Annotated in this window: 18 protein-coding genes; 7 read left to right on the top strand and 11 right to left on the bottom strand. The window is 68.3% G+C overall.

Features of this window, described 5'->3' with window-relative positions; translation table 11 throughout:
- Nucleotides 1-39: 39 nt before the first annotated feature.
- Nucleotides 40-1,086 carry a phenylalanine--tRNA ligase subunit alpha gene (pheS, locus tag C5E05_RS16450; protein ID WP_104240899.1) on the bottom strand — a complete coding sequence of 349 codons (1,047 nt, stop codon included), beginning with the start codon at nucleotides 1,084-1,086 and terminating at the stop codon, nucleotides 40-42.
- A 274-nt stretch (nucleotides 1,087-1,360) separates the two neighbouring features.
- Between pheS and C5E05_RS16445 the strand changes: the two genes are divergently transcribed.
- The 6 genes from C5E05_RS16445 to C5E05_RS16420 all read left to right on the top strand — a co-directional run bounded on the left by C5E05_RS16445 (nucleotide 1,361) and on the right by C5E05_RS16420 (nucleotide 8,612).
- Nucleotides 1,361-2,110, top strand: coding sequence for an amino acid ABC transporter ATP-binding protein (locus C5E05_RS16445; protein ID WP_104240898.1), 750 nt, complete (start codon nucleotides 1,361-1,363; stop codon nucleotides 2,108-2,110).
- A gap of 67 nt (nucleotides 2,111-2,177) precedes the next feature.
- On the top strand, nucleotides 2,178-3,086 hold the full coding sequence (locus C5E05_RS16440) for a glutamate ABC transporter substrate-binding protein (RefSeq protein WP_104240897.1): 909 nt from the start codon (nucleotides 2,178-2,180) through the stop codon (nucleotides 3,084-3,086).
- 91 nt (nucleotides 3,087-3,177) lie between these two features.
- On the top strand, nucleotides 3,178-3,831 hold the full coding sequence (locus C5E05_RS16435) for an amino acid ABC transporter permease (protein WP_104240896.1): 654 nt from the start codon (nucleotides 3,178-3,180) through the stop codon (nucleotides 3,829-3,831).
- The gene (locus C5E05_RS16430) at nucleotides 3,828-4,829 is read left to right on the top strand and encodes an amino acid ABC transporter permease (protein WP_104342524.1); all 1,002 of its coding nucleotides are present in this window, start codon (nucleotides 3,828-3,830) and stop codon (nucleotides 4,827-4,829) included. The genes C5E05_RS16435 and C5E05_RS16430 overlap by 4 nt, the downstream gene beginning before the upstream one ends.
- Nucleotides 4,830-4,992: 163 nt before the next feature.
- Entirely contained in the window at nucleotides 4,993-6,753 is a 1,761-nt protein-coding gene (locus C5E05_RS16425; RefSeq protein WP_104342523.1) for an ABC transporter ATP-binding protein, read from the top strand.
- Nucleotides 6,750-8,612 (top strand): ABC transporter ATP-binding protein, encoded by a 1,863-nt coding sequence (locus C5E05_RS16420; RefSeq protein ID WP_258064901.1) that lies wholly within the window; start codon nucleotides 6,750-6,752, stop codon nucleotides 8,610-8,612. The genes C5E05_RS16425 and C5E05_RS16420 overlap by 4 nt, the downstream gene beginning before the upstream one ends.
- A gap of 198 nt (nucleotides 8,613-8,810) precedes the next feature.
- Here C5E05_RS16420 and C5E05_RS16415 read toward each other — a convergent pair whose 3' ends face one another.
- From C5E05_RS16415 to infC, 4 genes are all read right to left on the bottom strand, one after another.
- A complete protein-coding gene (locus C5E05_RS16415; RefSeq protein WP_104240893.1) occupies nucleotides 8,811-9,611 on the bottom strand; it encodes an RNA methyltransferase in 801 nt (266 codons plus the stop codon).
- 176 nt (nucleotides 9,612-9,787) lie between these two features.
- Nucleotides 9,788-10,174, bottom strand: coding sequence for a 50S ribosomal protein L20 (gene rplT, locus C5E05_RS16410; RefSeq protein WP_068481110.1), 387 nt, complete (start codon nucleotides 10,172-10,174; stop codon nucleotides 9,788-9,790).
- Nucleotides 10,175-10,213: 39 nt separating this feature from the next.
- Nucleotides 10,214-10,408 carry a 50S ribosomal protein L35 gene (rpmI, locus tag C5E05_RS16405; RefSeq protein ID WP_104240892.1) on the bottom strand — a complete coding sequence of 65 codons (195 nt, stop codon included), beginning with the start codon at nucleotides 10,406-10,408 and terminating at the stop codon, nucleotides 10,214-10,216.
- Nucleotides 10,408-11,079: a translation initiation factor IF-3 gene (gene infC / locus C5E05_RS16400; protein ID WP_104342522.1), complete on the bottom strand. Its 672-nt coding sequence runs from the start codon at nucleotides 11,077-11,079 to the stop codon at nucleotides 10,408-10,410. The genes rpmI and infC overlap by 1 nt, the downstream gene beginning before the upstream one ends.
- 291 nt (nucleotides 11,080-11,370) lie before the next feature.
- On the opposite strand from infC, the gene C5E05_RS16395 reads away from it, so the two are divergent.
- On the top strand, nucleotides 11,371-11,745 hold the full coding sequence (locus C5E05_RS16395; RefSeq protein ID WP_104240890.1) for a DUF1844 domain-containing protein: 375 nt from the start codon (nucleotides 11,371-11,373) through the stop codon (nucleotides 11,743-11,745).
- Nucleotides 11,746-11,831: 86 nt separating this feature from the next.
- On the opposite strand, the gene C5E05_RS16390 is transcribed toward C5E05_RS16395, so the two are convergent.
- From C5E05_RS16390 to C5E05_RS16365, 6 genes are all read right to left on the bottom strand, one after another.
- The gene (locus C5E05_RS16390) at nucleotides 11,832-13,358 is read right to left on the bottom strand and encodes an NAD(P)/FAD-dependent oxidoreductase (protein WP_104342521.1); all 1,527 of its coding nucleotides are present in this window, start codon (nucleotides 13,356-13,358) and stop codon (nucleotides 11,832-11,834) included.
- The gene (locus C5E05_RS16385) at nucleotides 13,355-14,194 is read right to left on the bottom strand and encodes a carotenoid biosynthesis protein (RefSeq protein WP_104240888.1); all 840 of its coding nucleotides are present in this window, start codon (nucleotides 14,192-14,194) and stop codon (nucleotides 13,355-13,357) included. Before C5E05_RS16385 ends, C5E05_RS16390 begins: the two co-directional genes overlap by 4 nt.
- 85 nt (nucleotides 14,195-14,279) lie before the next feature.
- On the bottom strand, nucleotides 14,280-14,972 hold the full coding sequence (locus C5E05_RS16380; RefSeq protein WP_104342520.1) for a monooxygenase: 693 nt from the start codon (nucleotides 14,970-14,972) through the stop codon (nucleotides 14,280-14,282).
- Nucleotides 14,969-16,537 (bottom strand): phytoene desaturase family protein, encoded by a 1,569-nt coding sequence (gene crtI, locus C5E05_RS16375; protein WP_104342519.1) that lies wholly within the window; start codon nucleotides 16,535-16,537, stop codon nucleotides 14,969-14,971. Before crtI ends, C5E05_RS16380 begins: the two co-directional genes overlap by 4 nt.
- The gene (locus C5E05_RS16370; protein ID WP_104240885.1) at nucleotides 16,534-17,403 is read right to left on the bottom strand and encodes a squalene/phytoene synthase family protein; all 870 of its coding nucleotides are present in this window, start codon (nucleotides 17,401-17,403) and stop codon (nucleotides 16,534-16,536) included. The genes crtI and C5E05_RS16370 overlap by 4 nt, the downstream gene beginning before the upstream one ends.
- Nucleotides 17,400-18,521, bottom strand: a complete 1,122-nt coding sequence (locus C5E05_RS16365; RefSeq protein ID WP_104342518.1) for a polyprenyl synthetase family protein — start codon at nucleotides 18,519-18,521, stop codon at nucleotides 17,400-17,402. The genes C5E05_RS16370 and C5E05_RS16365 overlap by 4 nt, the downstream gene beginning before the upstream one ends.
- Nucleotides 18,522-18,554: the final 33 nt, after the last annotated feature.

Below are 18,554 nucleotides of genomic sequence, written 5' to 3'. Positions count from 1 at the left end.
TGTGACTTTCGTTGAGAGGAGCAGAGGGAGCACGCACGGCTAGATCACCATTCCGAACTGGGTGCTGAAGCGGACGTCGCCCTCGACCATGTCGCGCATGTCGGTCAGCGCGTTGCGGAACATGAGGGTGCGCTCGACGCCCATGCCGAAGGCGAAGCCCTGATACTCCTCAGGGTCGACGCCGGCGGCGAGCAGCACGTTGGGGTGCACCATGCCGCAGCCGCCCCACTCGATCCACCGCGGGCCGCCCTTAGCGCCGGGATGCCAGATGTCCATCTCGGCACTCGGCTCCGTGAAGGGGAAGTAGTTGTTGCGCAGGCGGATGCGAGCCTCGTCGCCGAACATCGAGGTCGCGAAGTGCTCCAGCGTGCCGCGGAGGTGCGCCATCGTGAGCCCCTTGTCGATCGCGATGCCCTCGAACTGCGTGAAGACGGGCGTGTGCGTCGCGTCCAGCTCGTCGGTGCGGTACGTGCGGCCAGGGGCCAGCACGTAGAGGGGGACGCCGCGCTCGACGAGCGAGCGCATCTGCACGGGAGACGTGTGCGTGCGCAGGACGAGGTGGCGGTCTGCCGGCTCGACGAAGAACGTGTCCTGCATGGCGCGGGCGGGATGGTCCGCGTCGAAGTTGAGCGAGTCGAAGTTGAACCATTCGCTCTCGAGCTCCGGGCCTTCCGCGATCTCCCACCCCATGCCGACGAAGATGTCGCTCACGCGGTCCTGCAGCACGGTGAGCGGATGCCTCGCTCCGGTCGCGCGTGCCGGCCGTGCGACGGTGACGTCGACGGCTTCTGCAGCGAGACGCTCGGAGGCCTCCGCCGCTGCCAGCTCGCTCTCGCGCTCGGCGAAGGCGGCGTTGACGCGGGTGCGGGCCTGCCCGATGAGCTGGCCCGCTTCCTTCTTGCTCTCCTTCGGCACGGCCCGCATGGCGGCGTTCAGCGATGCGATCGCAGAGCCCTCCGCCAGATGCTCGGCGCGCACGCGCTTGAGTGCTGTCAGGTCGGGCGCCGCGTCGATGGCGGCGAGCGCCGCTTCGACCGCGGAGCCGACGGCTTCCTGCGTGATGGGGTTCGATGAGGCGTCAGACACAAGTGTCGAGTTTAGCGAACCGCGTGCGCAACGGCTCCAGCATGTGGAAACACGCTTTCTCACCCCGTGAGAGAGGCCGCCTCGACGACTCGGCGGGAATCTGCGTTCCTCTCGCGCGACGCCAGAGATCCGCGAGAATCCGGCGATCTTCCAGGCTCGCGGTGTATCCATGAGCACCGAAATCCTGGCAGGGAAGCACCGATCAGGTAACCATCTCGTTTCGAAAGCGAGAAATAGGCGACGACGGAGTCTGACGCTGTGGTGGAATCGCACCATGCAAAATCAGAGCGAGCACCTCGTCGTCGTAGACCACGTCGAGAAGCACTACGGTGAATTCCACGCCCTGAAGGACATCAACCTCAGCGTCGAGCGCGGTCAGGTCGTCGTCGTCATCGGACCGTCCGGTTCCGGCAAGTCGACCCTCTGCCGCACCATCAATCGACTCGAGACGATCACCTCGGGAGAGATCCGCATCGACGGGAAGGTGCTTCCCAAGGAAGGGAAGGCACTCGCCGCGCTGCGGGCCGACGTCGGGATGGTCTTCCAGTCCTTCAACCTCTTCGCCCACAAGACCATCCTCGAGAACGTCGCTCTCGGTCCCATCAAGGTCCGCAAGCTCTCGAGGGCTGACGCAGAGAAAGAGGCAAAGGCGCTTCTCGATCGAGTCGGCATCGGTCACCAGGCCGCGAAGTTCCCCGCGCAGCTGTCCGGTGGGCAGCAGCAGCGTGTCGCCATCGCGCGCGCCCTCGCGATGAAGCCGAAGGTCATGCTCTTCGACGAGCCCACGAGCGCGCTCGACCCCGAGATGATCAACGAGGTCCTGGACGTCATGGTCGATCTCGCCAAGGAGGGCATGACGATGATCGTCGTGACCCACGAGATGGGCTTCGCCCGCAAGGCGGCCGACCGGGTCGTCTTCATGGCCGACGGCCAGATCCTGGAAGACCAGTCGCCGGAGGACTTCTTCACGCATCCGAAGACCGACCGCGCCAAGGACTTCCTCTCCAAGCTCATCACCCACTGATCGTCGGCGCAGACCCCGCATCGACGCTCACGCAAGACGCAACAGACTTCCAACAGAAGGAGAAGAAATGCGAAAGACCAAGCTCAGCGCCATTCTCGGCGCAGGCATCCTGGCCTCGCTCGTACTGACCGGCTGCGCCGAGGGCGCTCCGCCCGCTGCAGGCGGCGGCGAAGGCACCACGACCGGTGAAGCACCCGTCTTCGAGGTCGCGACGGACGTCACGATCGAGGGATCGCCCACGTTCGACGCCATCAAGGCACGCGGCGACAAGGTCGTCGTCGGTGTCAAGGAAGACCAGCCGAACCTCGGCTACCTCGACGCCGTCACCGGTGAGCGCACCGGCTTCGACGTCGACGTCGCACGCTGGATCGCCGCATCGCTCGGTGTCACCGAAGAGAACATCGAGTTCAAGCCGATCGCCTCCGCCAACCGCGAGCAGGCGATCTCCAACGGCGACATCGACTACTACGTCGGCACGTACTCGATCACCGACAAGCGCAAGGACCAGATCGACTTCGCCGGTCCGTACTTCGAGACCGGCCAGGGCCTGCTCGTCGGCGCGGACTCCGACATCACCGGAGTCGACTCGCTCGTCGCCGGCGTCACGGTCTGCTCTGCGACGGGTTCGACCCCGATCCAGAACATCAAGGACAACTACCCGGAGGTCACGACCACCGAGTTCGACACGTACTCGCAGTGCGTCGACCAGCTGATCAACGGCCAGGTCGATGCGGTCACGACTGACGAGGCCATCCTGATCGGCTACGCCGCCCAGGACCCCGACAACCTCAAGGTCGTCGGCGAGCCCTTCAGCGAGGAGCTCTACGGCATCGGACTCGCCAAGGGCGATGACGCCCTCCGCGACCACATCAACACCACCCTCGAAGAGGGCGGCGACGTGTGGCAGGCGATCTTCGACTACAACCTCGGATCGTCCGGAACGACGGTCACGCAGCCAGCGGTCGACCGCTACTAATCCCACAGGCGAGCGGCGGCGAGACACACTCTCGCCGCCGCTCGTTCGCACCTAGGGCGCCTTGCGCCCTGTCTCAGAAAGGAAGGCGAGCGTGTTCGATATCTTCACGAACCACCTCGACCTGTGGAGTGAGGCCCTTCTGGGGACGCTCATCCTCTTCTTCGGGGGCGCGCTCCTCGCGCTCGTCCTCGGCTTCATCGTGGGTGCCATGCGAGTCTCGCCGGTCCCGATCGCGCGGGCGGTCGGCGCCGCCTACGTCAACCTCGTGCGCAACACCCCGCTCACCCTCGTGTTCTTCATCTTCGTCTTCGCGGTGCCCGTCCTCTTCCCCATGGGCCGCACCGACTATCTGCTGCTCGGCGTTCTCGCGCTGGGCGTCTACACCGCCACGTATGTCGCCGAGGTGCTCCGAAGCGGCATCAACACCGTCCCTGTCGGCCAGGCAGAGGCCGCGCGAGCCATCGGCCTCCCCTTCGGGCAGGTCATGACCCTCATCGTGCTCCCCCAGGCAGCACGCGCCGTCGTCCCGCCCATGATGAGCGTCCTCATCGCACTGCTGAAGAACACCACCGTCGCTGCTGGGTTCTCCGCCGTCAACCTGGGCATCATCCGCGCCAACATGAGCGAGCGAGGTGAGAACGCGATGGAGGTGCTCATCTGGGTCGCCATCGTCTTCATCGTCCTCGTGCTGCTGCTCTCGTGGGTGCAGAACGCGCTCGAACGCCACTGGAAGGTTGCCCGATGAGCCAGACCTCTGTTCTCTACGATGTCCCAGGCCCCCGCGCGCTCGCTCGCAACAAGCTGCTCGGGATCGCGACGGTCGTCGTCATCGTCGCCCTCGTCGCCTTCCTCGTCTACCGCCTCAGCGCAACGGGCAACCTGAGCGCCGACAAGTGGCAGATCTTCGGCTACGCGGCTATCTGGACGCAGATCGCGGAGGCGCTCTGGGCCACGCTCAGCGCCTTCCTGGTCGCAGCCGTTGGTGCGTTGGCGCTCGGATTCGTCCTCGCCATCGGCCGCCTGTCGGACCACGCGTGGGTCCGCATCCCGTTCACGGTCGTGGTCGAGGGTCTCCGTGCGATCCCCGTCCTCATCCTCATGATGCTCATGTACTACGGCCTGCCGGCCATCGGCATCAAGATGGAGCCGTTCTGGGCCGTCGTCATCGCGCTCATCGCCTACAACGGCTCGGTGCTCTCCGAGGTCATCCGAAGCGGCGTGCAGTCGCTCCCGAGCGGTCAGGCTGAAGCCGGATACGCCATCGGCCTCCGCAAGAGCGGCGTCATGCAGATCATCCTGCTCCCGCAGGCGATCCGCGCGATGCTGCCCGTCATCATCGCGCAGCTGGTCGTGACCCTGAAGGACACCGCTCTCGGCTCGATCATCACGTACAACGAGCTGCTCTACATGGCGAAGCTCATCGGCGGCCAGGCGGATTACGGTCGCCCGTACATTCCGGTCACGATCGTCATCGGCGCCGTCTACATCGCCACCTGCGTGCTGCTGTCCTGGCTCGCGACCGTGGTGCAGAAGCGCATCTCGCAGAACCCGAAGGTCATCGCGGGCGCCGCCCCAGAGCCCGTCACCAATGCGGGCAATGTGACCGACACGGAGCTGATCCTCGTGCAGCAGTCCGACGTGCTCGAGCTCGAAGAGGAAGCTCGCCAGAAGACGAAGCACGATCAGGCGGAAGCGCAGCGCCAGATCGATCTGCGCAAGCAGGGCGACGGAGACCGCATCTAGGCGCGCGCTCCGCAGGGAAGCTCCCCGCGGGCCGGCACCGAGAGTCTCTCGGCACCAGCCCGCGGGGAGTTCTCCGTTTCTCGAGAGGTTCCCCGTCTCCTGGGAAGTCAGCGCCCTCCCCCGACGCGCCGCTGCACCGACAGAGGCGACTAGCCTGTATCGGATGCGCGCTGAGCCCGGACTTCGAGAACTGCTGCGACTCTGGGAGTTCGTGCGGCCGGTCAGATGGAGCCTCTTGGCCGGCTTCGCCTCGGCCCTGACCGCAGCCGGGCTGAGCCTCGTCGGACCGCAGATCATCCGCCTCATCGTCGATGGCCCCGTCTCCTCCGGCGAGCGGGCGGCCGTCATCTGGGGCTCGCTCGCGCTCCTCGCCGTCGGCTGCTTCGAGGCGCTCCTCTGGTACCTGCGCCGAATCTTCGTGCTCACGCCCATGGTCGGCGTCGAACGACGCGTGCGGGATCAGCTCTTCGCCCGGCTGCAGGATCTGCCGGCGGCCTTCCACGACGAGTGGGAGGCAGGCCAGCTCCTGTCGAGATCATCCGTCGACCTCAACCGGATACGCCGGTGGCTCGCGTTCGGCCTCATCATGCTGAGCGTCAACCTGCTCACGGTCATCGCCGGCATCGGCGTGCTCCTCTGGCTCGATCCGGTGCTCGGCTGCCTCTACGCGGTGTTCAGCATCCGAACTGCCCTCATCACCCTTCGCTTCCAGCGCGTCTACGGACACCTCTCCCGGCGCAGCCAGGACCAGGCCGGGGCGCTCGCGACGACGGTCGGCGAGGCGGCGAAGGGGATCCGGGTCATCAAGGCCTTCGGCCGTGGCGGAGAGTTCCTCGAGTCGTTCCGCGAGGAGGCGCAGGCGCTGCGTGAGACCGAGCTCGAGAAGGCCCGCCGCCAGGCCGACATGCGCTCGTGGCTCATCCTGCTCCCCCAGCTCGCCGTCGCCACCTCGCTCGCCCTCGGTGTGATCGCCGTCGCCGACGGCAGGCTCACGATCGGCGCGCTCTCCGCGTTCCTCTTCACGGCGCTCATGCTCGCCTGGCCGGTCCGCTCCCTCGGCTTCCTCTTCGCCGACACCCTCGACGCGGCGGCGTCGACGACCCGTGTCTTCGAGGTCCTCGACACTGCGACTGCAGTCTCCGACCCGGAGCACCCGCTCCCCGTTCCGGACGGGCCTGGGGTCCTCGAGTTCCGGGATGTGCGCTTCGCCTTCCCGGATGCGCCGGACGGAGACGAGGTGCTGCGAGGCATCGACCTCACCCTCGTGCCCGGCGAGACCCTTGCGCTCGTGGGCGCGACCGGGAGCGGCAAGAGCCTGCTGAGCGAGCTCGCCGTGCGCCTCCACGATCCGACAGCTGGCGAGGTGCGGCTCGACGGCACCGACATCCGCCGTCTCCGCCGAGACGACCTCAGGGGCCACGTGGCCATCGCCTTCGAGCAGCCTCTGCTCTTCTCGGCCAGCGTCAGAGACAACGTCGCGCTCGGCCGACCGGACGCGAGCGATGACGAGGTGCGGGACGCCCTGACCGTCGCGCAGGCTGGCTTCGCGCTCGAGCTCCCGGAAGGCCTCGAGACCCTCATCGGAGAAGAGGGGCACAGCCTCTCGGGAGGCCAACGGCAGCGCCTTGCGCTCGCCCGCGCCATCCTCGCGCGCCCCCGCGTCCTCGTCCTGGACGACCCACTCTCGGCCGTTGACGTGCGCACCGAGACCCTCGCGACCGAGGCCCTCCGGTCGGCCCTCTCCGGTGTGACGACCCTCGTGGTCGCGCACCGGTCATCCACCGTCGCCCTCGCCGACCGGGTCGCCGTCCTCGTCGACGGTCGCATCACGGCCCTGGGCGAGCACCGCGAGCTGCTCGCAGCCGACCCCGTGTACCGGGGTCTGCTCTGGCAGGGCGACCACGTCGATGAGGTGGTCGCGTGACCGAGCCCAGCGCTGCTGCACCCCTCGGGGTGCGGGTCGAGCACCTCACGAGCGTCGACCGCGACACTGCCAGACTGCTCCGACGGCGCTCGCTTCGGCTCATGGGCCAGCTCCTCGCCCCGCACAAGGCACGCCTCGTGTGGTTGGGGGTGCTCGTCCTCATCAGCCAGGCGGCGTCGGCTGCCGGGCCTCTGCTGCTCTCGCAGGCCATCGACACTGGGCTTCCCACGCTGCTCGACGGCGACGCGGCCCCGTTCCTGGTCATCGTCGTCGCTCTGGTCCTCGCGACGACCACCGATGCCGTGCTCTCCAACCTCTTCACCCGGAATGCCGCAGCGCTCAGCCAGCGTGTGCTCCTGCGAGTCCGGACCCTGCTCTTCGAGCACACGGGGCGTCTCGGCCTCGACTTCCACCAGCGCTACACGTCCGGGCGAGTCATCAGCCGGCAGACGAACGACGTCGATGCGGTCGCCGAACTCCTCGAGTCCGGCTTCGGCGACCTGGTCAACGCCGTCGCGCGGATGGCATTCATCGCGGCGGCCCTGCTCATCCTCGACCCGTTGTCGGCCCTCGTGGCGTTCGCGGTCTTCGTGCCGGTCGTGCTGGTCACCCGACGGTTCCAGGTCGTCTCCTCACGCCTCTACCGCGAGTCGAGCGAACGCTCCGCGCGCCTCATCGTGCGCTTCGTCGAGACCATCACGGGCATCCGCGCCATGCAGGCCTTCCGCGCCGAATCGCGAAACGCGGACGTGTACGGCGGACTCAACGGCGCCTACACCGACACCGGTCGGCGAACCGCGATGGCGTTCGGCAATCTCTTCACCGGCATCGAGCTCATCAGCAGCATCGGCCTCGCGGTACTGGTGCTCGTCAATGGCCTCCGCACGCTCGAGGGCAGCATCGGCGTCGGCGTCCTCGTCGCAGCCGCGCTGTACCTCGTGCAGCTCTTCCAGCCGATGGAGGCCGTCGGCATGTTCGCGAACACCTTCCAGTCCGCAGTCGCGGCCCTGGAGAAGATCTCGGGCGTGCTCGAGGAAGAGCCAAGCGTCGCGGCACCCGCCCGAGATGCCAAGCAGGATCCGGCCCGACGGACGGCGGACCACCGCGGTGTCACCGAGCCCGGTGACATCGCCCTCCGTGGCACCGCGTTCTCCTACGGAGACGGACCACTTGTGCTGCAGCGTGTCGACCTGCACATCCCCGCCGGGCAGACCGTTGCGATCGTCGGCCCGACCGGGGCGGGGAAGACCACGCTGGCGAGCATCATCGCCCGATTCGCGGACCCGACGCAGGGGCAAGCGCTCCTCGATGGCGTCGACCTCCGCGACATCCCGGACAGCCAGCTTCGACGACGCGTCATCACGGTCACGCAGGACCCGTTCCTGTTCCAGGGCACCGTCGCCTCCAACATCGGACTCGGGCGGCCGGGCGCGAGCCGCCAGGAGATCGAGGACGCCGCGAAGCTCATCGGCGCCGACCCGTTCATCCGACGCATGCCGAACGGCTACGACACCGACCTGAGCCACCGCGGAGTGAAGCTCTCGGCCGGGCAGCGCCAGCTCATCTCCTTCGCCCGCGCCTTCGTGGCCGATCCGGAGGTGCTCATCCTCGACGAGGCCACGAGCTCCCTCGATATCCCGAGCGAGCGAGCCGTCCAGAAGGCGCTCGGCACCCTCCTGCACGACCGCACGGCCGTCATCATCGCCCACCGCCTGTCGACCGTCAACGACGCCGACCGCGTGCTGGTCCTCGATGGCGGAGCGATCGTGGAGGACGGCTCCCCCGCAGAGCTCGTGGCGCGTGGGGGTCGCTACGCCGAGCTGCACAGCGCCTGGCTGTCATCGCTCGACAGCGACTGACGCGAACGCCCCGCCGCTCCCGCGACGCGAGCAGGATGCCCCGAACCCGACTGACGACCGCGGAAGACGAGGCGAGATTCACCGCCAGCCAGCCAGCCGGCCAGACATCCGGATCACCAGACGCGCGGAGAGACAGAGACGCCCGGGCCGCTCGACGCGAGTATCGCGAAGAGGCCCGGGCGTCCAGGTGCGCTGCGGTCAGGCGCGCTGCGCGAACGCGCTCTCGTACAGGCAGACGGAAGCCGCGGTCGCGAGGTTCATCGATTCCGCTCGCCCGTAGATCGGCACGCTCATGGTCGCGTCTGCATACGCGAGCTGCTCGGCGTCGAGGCCGCGAGCCTCGTTCCCGAAGAGCCAGGCCGTCGGCTGCGCCAGCTCGCCGGCGTCACGAGCCGACAGCAGGTCCGAGCCGTCGATGTCGGCGGCGACGATACGGAGACCAGCGTCTCGAGCGCGCGAGGTGGCCACGTCCAGGGTCACCTCGACGGCGATCGGCAGGTGGAAGATGGAGCCGGTGCTCGAACGCACGACCTTCGAGTTGTAGAGGTCCACGGTCCGGCCCGTGAGGATGACCGCGTCGGCGCCCGCAGCGTCGGCAGCACGGATGATCGTGCCCAGGTTGCCCGGGTCGCGCACCTCCTCGAGGATCGCGACGAGCTTCGGCGAACCGCTCAGCGCATCGCGAATGGAAGCGGGGAACTGACGGCACACGGCGATGACGCCCTGCGGGGTGCGCGTGTCCGCCATCGCGTCGATGGCCTCCTCGCTCGCGAAGTCGACCTCGAGCTGCGCCTCCTCGGCAAGGCCACGCAGCTCGGAGTGACGCTCGAGCGCCGTGGGCGTGACGAACAGCTCCTCGATGAGCTCTGGGCGCGAGACCAGTGCCTCGCGGACCGCCTGGGGGCCCTCGATGACGAAGAGGCCAGTCTCCTGACGCTCCGACTTCTGCGCGAGCTTCCTGACGTCCTTGACGCGCGCGTTGCGCGGGCTCTCGATCATGGTGTCGACTTCTTCCTGCGCGCGAGGCGCTGCGTTGCTTGAGTGGATGCTCATCGAGCCAGGTGCGGATGCAGAGTGCAGGCCCTAAGAAAAGAACATGCGGCCGAGAGCTGGACTCTCGACCGCATGTTCATACGGCCGGCACACTCAGAGAGCGAATCGGGCCGCGGTGGTGACTAGGCCGCTGCGCGCGGAGCCGACGTGTCGGCCGGGAGCGCCTGCTTGGCTGCCTCGACGAGACCGGCGAACGTCGCGGGCTCGTTCACGGCGAGCTCAGCGAGGATACGGCGGTCGACCTCGATGCCAGCAAGGCCGAGGCCCTGGATGAAGCGGTTGTACGTGAGGCCGTTCGCGCGGGATCCGGCGTTGATGCGCTGGATCCAGAGGCGACGGAACTCGCCCTTCTTGGCGCGACGGTCACGGTAGGAGTAGACCATCGAGTGGATGACCTGCTCCTTGGCCTTGCGGTACAGGCGCGAGCGCTGTCCACGGTAGCCGGATGCGCGCTCAAGGATGACGCGACGCTTCTTATGGGCGTTTACTGCCCGCTTTACACGTGCCATGTGTGTTGATTCTCCTCAGTAAGTGTGGGTGCGGGCGGCTTAGTGGCCGAGCAGCTTCTTGGCGACCTTGGCGTCTGCCTTGGAGAGCAGCTGGTCCTGGTTCAGTCGAGCCTTGCGACCCGGCGACTTGACCTCGAGGTTGTGGCGAAGGCCGGCCTGCTGCTTCATGAGCTTGCCGCTTCCCGTGACCTTGAAGCGCTTCTTGGCGCCCGAGTGGGTCTTCTGCTTCGGCATTAGTTCTCCTCTGTGGTTGCAGACTCTGGTACAGACTCTGTTGCAGCTTCATCTGCAGATTCATTCGCAGCTTCGCCAGTTGACGGCTGCCCGTGCTTGGCCGCTCGAGACGCCTCGCGGGCCGCATTCCGCTTCGCGGAAGCGTCAGCCTTGACGTCGGACTTGTTTCGGAACGGGCCGATGATCATGACCATGTTGCGGCCATCGATCATGGGGTTTGACTCGACAGTGCCGTACTCCGAGACTTCATCGGCGAAACGCTGGAGGAGGCGCACACCCATCTCCGGGCGCGACTGCTCGCGGCCGCGGAACTGGATCATGGCCTTCACCTTGTCACCGTCTTCGAGGAAGCCGATGGCGCGCTTGCGCTTGGTCTCGTAGTCGTGGGCGTCGATCTTCAGACGGAAACGGACCTCTTTGAGGACGGTGTTCGCCTGGTTGCGACGCGCTTCCTTCGCCTTCTGGGCGGCCTCGTACTTGAACTTCCCGTAATCCATGATCTTGGCGACGGGGGGCTTCGAGTTGGGGGCGACCTCGACGAGGTCGAGCTCAGACTCCTGCGCGAGGCGCAGCGCCATCTCGAGCTTGACTACTCCGACCTGCTCACCGCCCGGGCCGACAAGGCGGACTTCACTGGCACGGATGCGGTCATTGGTACGTGGTTCGCTGATGGAAGGCTCCTGACTTCACTGAATGTGGAAAGGAGGCGTCACACCAACCACGCTGCGCTCGCAGCGTGTTTCCACCCATCGCCACCGAGCCTGCGCATCCTGCAGCGAGTGCAGTTCGTGCGAACTCTGTGACCTCTTCCTGCACAGCCGCGAGGCCGGGCAAGGAAGGGAGTGGAGCAACCCGGTAACCTACGTAGAGCGGTTTGCGCGGGTGGGACGAATCCTCTTTCGTGGCCTCTGCACAGCAGAAACCGCTCGCCACATTACCAGAACTCCGGACAAAGGACCAGCGTGACCGACGCCTCACTCGAAAACCCCTCCGCAGCCGAGCCAGAGTACGGTGATCTGCGTCGCGACATCGGCGAAGTCCCGGCCGTCGAGCTCATCACGACAACCGCCGTCCACCTCATGAGCGCCGCCGCAGTCGCGTGCGGCCTGGACGAGGACAGCGGCGACGACGAGCTCGACCTCGACGAGGCCCGCAAGCTCATCTCGGCGCTCGCAGGCCTGCTCACCGCGAGCCTCCCCTACCTGGGCGACCACCACGCGCGCCCCCTGCGCGACGGCCTGCGCTCGCTGCAGCTCGCGTTCCGTGAGGCATCCGAGCACCCGGACCCCGTCGGCAAGGGACCAGGCGAGGACCTCACCGGCCCTGTCTACGGCTGAGTTCGGACCACGCGACCACGGCCCGCTTGCCGAGCCTTCGGGCCGTCGAGCGGGCTTCGTCGATTCGTGGGTCGGCCTCCGGGCGTTCAGCGGTCTTCGGCGGGCCCGACCAGTTCCGCGACGATAGCCGCCGAGAGGGTCACGAGCGGAAGTCCCCCGCCCGGGTGCGAGGAACCGCCAACGAGGTACAGCCCATCGACGGGCTGACGGTTGGCCGGCCGCAGGAAGGACGCCTTCGCGCCGTTCGACGCCGTCCCGTAGATCGAGCCTCCGGGAGAGAGCGTGTCGCGCTCGATGTCAGCCGGGGTGCGGATGCGCATCCACCTCACGTGCGGCCGCACGTCGAGGCCTCGTTCGGCCATGAGCTCCAGCAGCGACTCCGCGTAGCGGTCGGCGAGCCCCGGCTCGTCCCAGTCGACACCGTGCTCCGGGTCATGCCTTGGGGCATTGACGAGGACGAACCAGGCGCCGCTGTGCGGCCCCGGAACGGTCGCCGGATCCTGCGGCGCCGAGACGTAGATCGTGGGGCGCTCGACCGGCCTCGGCCCGGACCCCGCGTGCGCCCCGACGCCGAAGACCGCATCGAACTCGGCGTCGTAGTCCTCGGCGAAGAGCACCCTGTGGTGCGTCGCCTCGTCGTGCGCGAAGCTCGCACGCTCGAGGTCGTCGAGGGCGAGGAGCATGACGAAGCCCGAGAGCGAGGGGTCGAGCTTCTCGTGGCTCCTGGCGGCGCGCCTGGCCCCCTCGCTGTGCAGCAGCTCCCCGTAGACGGACTGGGCGTCGGCGTTCGCGACGACGACATCCGCGGCGAGACGCTCCCCCTCGCTCGTCTCGACCCCGGAGACCCTGGCGCCTTCCTGGAGGATGCGGGCGACCCTGACCCCGGTGCGAATGCGCGCCCCGCACTCCACGGCACGTTCGGCGATGGCCTCCCCGAGCCGCCAGAGGCCACCTGGCACGTACCAGGAGCCGTAGGCCTGCTCGGCATACGGCACCGTCGCGAGCGCAGACGGCACCCGCCTCGGGTCCGACCCCGTGTACGTCGCGTAGCGATCCAGGAGTGCGCGCAGGCGAGGGTCCGAGAGGTCGCGCTCGCCGAACCCGCGCAGACTGCGCCACGGGGCCACCCGTGCGAGCGACAGCGGATTCACGGCGAGCGACGCGATCCCAGCCGCATCGATGGGCGATTCCAGGAAAGGACCCCTGGCGATGCCCCAGACGCGCTCCGAGCGCTCGAGGAAGCGCGCCCACTGCTGCCCGGTCCCCGCACCGAGCGCGGCGTCGAGCGCAGCGGGGATCTCCTCGATCCGTCCGGGCATGTCGAGCTCGCTGCCGTCGGCGAACCGGTACCGGCAGGCGACCTCGAGTCGGCGGAGCTCGACGACCGACTCGATCGGCGCCCCCGTCTCCGCGAACAGCTCTGCGAAGACGTACGGCATGGTCACGAGCGACGGACCGGTGTCGAAGAGGAAGCCGTCATGCTCGAGGGTGCCGAGCTTGCCCCCGACCTTCTCGGCCTGCTCGAGCACCGTGACGTCGTGGCCCAGCGCGGAGAGGCGGGCTGCCACGGCGAGCCCGCCGACCCCCGCCCCGATCACCGCGACCGTGCTCATCGCGGGGAGTCCCCCGTGTGCGCCCCGGAAGCCACGAGGGAGCGCTCGGCTCTCCTCGCCCGCCAGTCGCGCAGCAGCACGGCGACAAGCGGGATCGCGATAGCACCCATGATCAGGCCGCCGACGAGAGCCACGCTCGGTCGCTCGAAGAACGTGAGGTTGCCGACGACGCACGTCGCGTACGTCCACAGGTAGACCGTGAAGGGTGCCGCGTCGCTCGGTGCGCCGTCGACCTTCTGCGAGCGAGCGGCGACGGCGTCGATGAGCCCGCAGATGATGAGCGAGACCAGGTACCAGCCGAGGAAGTTCGTGAGCGGGATGCCGTCGACGCCGGGGATCCCCGGGTCAGGGTGCTTCCAGCCCCAGTGCCCCGAATCGACCATCTGGGGGTCGAGGAAGACATCCCAGGCGGTGAGCGCCCACGCGGCCACGGCGACGCGCACGATACGCCGCAGCGCGCCAGGCGCCGTGCCGATGAGTCTCCGCGCGATGATGACCGCGGGGTAGGCGATCGTCACCCAGGCGAGGGGCACGATGAGCGGCACCTCGAAGAGCGAGAAGCCGAGCGACGGCGTGTAGATGTACTGTCCGAACGGGAAGCTCGTGGCCACACCGACGACTTCCGCGAAGAAGCCGATCGCGGCGGCGGCGAGCAGCACGGAGGCGAACCGCGGCCCGCGGGTCGCCCAGGCGTGGAGCACCCCGGTGGCGGCGAGCAGGGCGACGCTCGCGATGGTCAGCGGCACGGTGCCGCCGCCGGTGAAGGCGAACAGGCTCTGGACGAACATGCCTGCTGCGAGTGTCACCCACATGAGTCGTCGTGTGATGGCGGTCATCTTGAGTCCGTTCCTCTCGGTCGTGGCTCTGGATCTGCGTCGTCTGACGTTCTGGCGGATGGTGGCCCGCTCTTCGCGGGAGAGGTCATGCAGTTGTGGCCGACCAGCCCTCGACAGCATCGACCGCGAAACGCGCGAACAGCTCCTCAGCGAACCATCCGCCCGCTCGGCTGTCGGCCATGGCGGCTCTGTGCGATGGTGCGCCGCTGATGAAGGCGCGAAGCGCCGGCTCGGACTCCCAGAGGGTGAAGGTGCCGAGGAGGCCTGCTGGCAGCTCGCCCATCCCGAACGCGAGACCGAGACCGCGCGACTTCGCGCGGAGGAGTTCGGCAGCGATAGGTGGCACGGTCCCCGTGAAGCGCGGCACCGACGAGGCCCGGATCCGCGCCCGCGTGATGACGGCCACCCGCTGCCCCTCCTCGGCCTCCGCGACGGCGGGCCCGAACGGCTCGCGACCTCCCCAGAGGCCGACCGAGCGAATGGCGCGCATCCGCACTCTGAGTCGCTCCCGCGAGCGTGCGTCCCACGCACCCACGAGGGCCCCTCGATCGAACGCGTCCGCAGCCTCGAGCGACTCCCAGGCGGCGACCAGCGCCCAATGCCCGAGGTCGGCGTCGCGCGAGGAGAAGCTCGTCGCCCGCGCCGTGCCCATGACACGCGCGAATCGCAGACCCTCCGGACGTCGACGGCCCAGGAGGTGCAGCGTGGTCTTCGCGGTCAGCGAGAGGCCGGCGCTCGCGCTGCCGGTTCCCCAGAGGTGGACGGTGGTGACCGTCACCGGCGGTCGACCTCGAGGGGGCCAGCGCTCCGGTCGCCCCGCACGTGCTTGAGCACCAGCTCGGCGCTGATCAGGCACATCGGGACGCCCACGCCGGGGTTGACGGTCGCGCCCGCGTAGTAGAGCCCCTTGACCTTCGGGGACGCGTTGCCGGCACGCAGCATGGCCGACTGGGCGAGCTCATGCGACGGGCCGAGGATGCCGCCACGCCAGGAGTTGTAGTCGTGCACGAAATCGGCGGGGCCGAGCGTCCGGCGAACCACGATGCGGCGCTCCAGGTCGGAGACTCCCGTCCATTCGGCGAGCTGGGAGATCGCGAGATCGGCGATCCGCTCGACCTCTGCATCTCCCGCCCCATCTGCTCCTCCCCCACCGATGCTCTCCTCGCCCTTGACCGGGATGAGCAGGAACAGGTTCTCGTGCCCGTCCGGCGCAACTGCCGAATCCGTGGCGCTCGGCTTGCAGACATAGACGGAGACCGGGTCAGGCAGGGCGACGCCCTCGCCGAAGATGGCGTCGAAGTTCTCCCCCCACTCCTTCGTGAGCAGCAGCGAGTGGTGCGGCAGGGCGGGCAGCTCGCCCTCGACGCCGAGCATCACCAGCACGGCGCCCGGACCCGACGAGGTGCGCTTCCACACGCGCTCCGGGTAGCTGCGGTACCGCTCTGGCAGCAGCCGCGTCTCCGTGTGATGCAGGTCAGCGGCGGAGACGACGACCTCCACGTCCTCGAAGTGCCGCTGCCCGTCAGCGTCGCGCCAGTGCACGCCACGGCTCCAGCCATGCGCCACGGCGATGTCCGTGACCTCGGCCTCGAGCCGGAACTCGACGCCGGCGTCCACGGCGAGCCGGTGCAGCGCATCCACCACGGCGGTGAAGCCGCCCATGGGGTACTGCACGCCCTCGACGAGATCCATGCGACTCATGAGGTGATAGATCGCCGGAGCGCGGCGCGGGTCGGTTCCGAGGAACACCGCCTGGTAGGCGAGGATCTGCCTGAGCAGCGGATGCGTGAACGACTCCTCCACGAACTTCTCGAGCGGGACCGTGAGCCACGTCAGCAGCTCGGGGAGCTCGCGGCGAACGGGGGCGCCGAGCAGCGTGGCCGGGTTCTTGAACGTGTTATAGAGGAACGATTCCTCCGCCATGTCCATGGCGCGTCTCGCGGTCTCGAGGTAGTCGTCGAAAGCGCCGAGCGCCTCGGGCTCGAGCTCAGCGACGAGTTCGCGCACGGCGTCCTGGCCGTAGGGGATGGAGAGGGGCTCGCTTGCGCCCCCCGCATGCTCCGGCTCGGGGAAGACGCGGTAGCCGGGGTCGAGCATGCGCAGATCCAGCTGCTCCTCGGTGCTCGTGCCGGCAAGCGCGAAGTAGTGGTCGAAGACGCTCGGCATCAGGTACCAGCTCGGGCCGGTATCGAAGCGGAAGCCGTCGACCTCGAGGAGGCCAGCACGGCCGCCGACCCTGTCGTTCTTCTCGAGGACCGTCACGGCGAAGCCGTCCCGCGCGAGCAGGATCGATGTGGCGAGGCCGGCCATTCCGGCGCCGATGACTACTGCTCGGGTGCTCATGATCGTGTCTCCAGAAGGACTCGTGCTGCGATGCGCGCCTTCTCGGCGCCGGGAACTCTCACGCGTGTGGTGCGCAGCTGGTCTGCCGGCGTCTCCGCGATGCGGTCGGCGAGCGCAGCGAAGAGCGCGCTCGCGAGGGCCACGCCCCGTCGGCAATCCCTCGGAAGCAGCGGGATGCCCGCTTCCGCTGTCGCAAGATCGGCGCGGATGCGGTCGAGCCAGATGAGCTTGCGCCGCTCGTCGAGCGGCGCCGATTCCAGACCCTCCACCGGCAGGTAGTCCCTGCCGAGCCGGTCGGCGTCATCGCCCACGTCGCGGAGGAAGTTCACGTTCTGGAACGCGGCGCCGAGCGCGCAGGCCGCCGCGTCGATGCGCTCCCGCTGCTCCGGGGTGCGAGAGACACCGGTGAGGAATACCCGCACGCACATCAGCCCCACCACCTCCGCGGAACCGTAGACGTAGCGCCGCTGCTCCTCCACGTCGAGCGAGCGAGGTTCGAGATCCATGCGCATCGAAGCGAAGAAGGGCACGACCAGCTCGGCCCCGAACCCGCAGCGTCGCGCCGTCACCGCGAACGCGTGGACGACCAGATTCGTGCTGAAGCCCGACTCGATGGCCTCGAGCGTCTGCGCCTCGAGCCCGTCGAGCGCCGCGTGCTGCTGCTCGAGGGAGAGGCCGGCGAGCGCGCCGACACCGTCCACGATCTCGTCCGCCACGCGGACCAGCGCGTAGATGCTGCGCACCGGCTTGACCGTCCGGCGCCCGAGGAAGCGCGAGGCCGCCCCGAAGGAACTCGAGTAGGCGAAGATGACCTCGGCCGCGGACTTCTCCGCGGTGCGCGTGTACTGCTCGAGTGGCGACATCATGACGTTCGCCTCTCCAGCAGCATCAGCAGACGCTCCAGCATCTCGGCCAGGTTCCGCTCCCCCTCGCGGCCCGACGCGCCCACGGCCCTCGCGGCGGCTCGTGCCCTCGAGAACTGGGCCGCGAGCTCCTGCTCGACAGCGGCGCGCGAGCCCGACGCGTCGATGAGGTCGCGCGCCTTCGCGCCATCCGCCTCGCTGAGCATCGGGTCGCCGAGCAGCGACTCGAGCTCACCCCAGACCGGGGTCCCGCAGGCCAGGGCGATGAGCGCCGTGAACTTGCCCTCCCGGATATCCGAGTACGGCGCCTTCCCGAGCTTGTGCTGGTCCCCGAAGACACCGAACAGATCGTCCTGGAGCTGGAAGGCGAGCCCGGCGGCGTCCGAGAACTGGGCGATGAGACGCGCATCCACCGAACTTTCGGCACCCGCCGCGATCAGACCGAGCTCGAGCGGCAGCAGCACGGTGTACGCGGAGGTCTTGTTCGAGCTCATCGACAGGACCTCGGCCAATGCCGGATGGTCACTTCGAACCGACAGGCTCACGTCGCTGAACTCACCGGCAACCGAGACCGCGAGGGCACGCTCGATGGCATCGAGCACGCGCAGACGAACGGCGTGGGGCTGATCGATGCGCGCAACCCTCAGGTGCGCTTCGGAGAGCAGGAGGTCGCCGACCAGGATCGCGGCGGCCTGCCCCAGGCGGTTGCCGCGCTCATCGTCGAACTCCGGTCCTCCCACGATCTCCTCGACGCTGCCGAGGAGATTCAGCTCCCCCCTGCGCATGGTGTCGTTGTCGATCACGTCGTCGTGGGTCAGGAACGCGAGGTGGAGCAGCTCGGTCGCGGTCGCCAGTTCCATGACCGACTCAGGCACCTCTGCTGCACCCGTGTAGGACAGGTAGGCCTGCATGACCAGCGCGGGGCGGAAGAGCTTCCCCCCTTCGGCGCTGCGCGCCGTGATGCGCCACAGCGTCGCGAGGCCCTCGTCGATCGCGGCCGCGGCAGCGACTCGTCCGGCCAGGAACTCCTCGATTCGCCTTCTCACCTCGAGCAGCTGCTGCGCTGCGAGGTCGAAGTCCGAACCCTGGCCACGGGGGCTCGCCAGAGGCTCACGGATCACTCGGCACCACTCCCTTTAGCTCGGTTGGCTAGC

This window comes from Pseudoclavibacter sp. AY1H1 (assembly GCF_002931055.1).
In the GTDB taxonomy this organism is placed as follows: domain Bacteria; phylum Actinomycetota; class Actinomycetes; order Actinomycetales; family Microbacteriaceae; genus Pseudoclavibacter.
Note: the sequence above shows the minus strand (reverse complement) of the source record. Positions and strands in the feature narration are given on the sequence as shown.

Coding starts and splice junctions, on each gene's coding strand:
- C5E05_RS16440 (WP_104240897.1), top strand. CDS start 2,178: ATGCGAAAGACCAAGCTCAGCGCCATTCTCGGCGCAGGCATCCTGGCC.
- C5E05_RS16385 (WP_104240888.1), bottom strand. CDS start 14,194: ATGACCGCCATCACACGACGACTCATGTGGGTGACACTCGCAGCAGGC.
- crtI (WP_104342519.1), bottom strand. CDS start 16,537: ATGAGCACCCGAGCAGTAGTCATCGGCGCCGGAATGGCCGGCCTCGCC.
- C5E05_RS16430 (WP_104342524.1), top strand. CDS start 3,828: ATGAGCCAGACCTCTGTTCTCTACGATGTCCCAGGCCCCCGCGCGCTC.
- rplT (WP_068481110.1), bottom strand. CDS start 10,174: ATGGCACGTGTAAAGCGGGCAGTAAACGCCCATAAGAAGCGTCGCGTC.
- rpmI (WP_104240892.1), bottom strand. CDS start 10,408: ATGCCGAAGCAGAAGACCCACTCGGGCGCCAAGAAGCGCTTCAAGGTC.
- C5E05_RS16370 (WP_104240885.1), bottom strand. CDS start 17,403: ATGATGTCGCCACTCGAGCAGTACACGCGCACCGCGGAGAAGTCCGCG.
- C5E05_RS16415 (WP_104240893.1), bottom strand. CDS start 9,611: ATGATCGAGAGCCCGCGCAACGCGCGCGTCAAGGACGTCAGGAAGCTC.
- C5E05_RS16390 (WP_104342521.1), bottom strand. CDS start 13,358: ATGAGCACGGTCGCGGTGATCGGGGCGGGGGTCGGCGGGCTCGCCGTG.
- C5E05_RS16425 (WP_104342523.1), top strand. CDS start 4,993: ATGCGCGCTGAGCCCGGACTTCGAGAACTGCTGCGACTCTGGGAGTTC.
- C5E05_RS16445 (WP_104240898.1), top strand. CDS start 1,361: ATGCAAAATCAGAGCGAGCACCTCGTCGTCGTAGACCACGTCGAGAAG.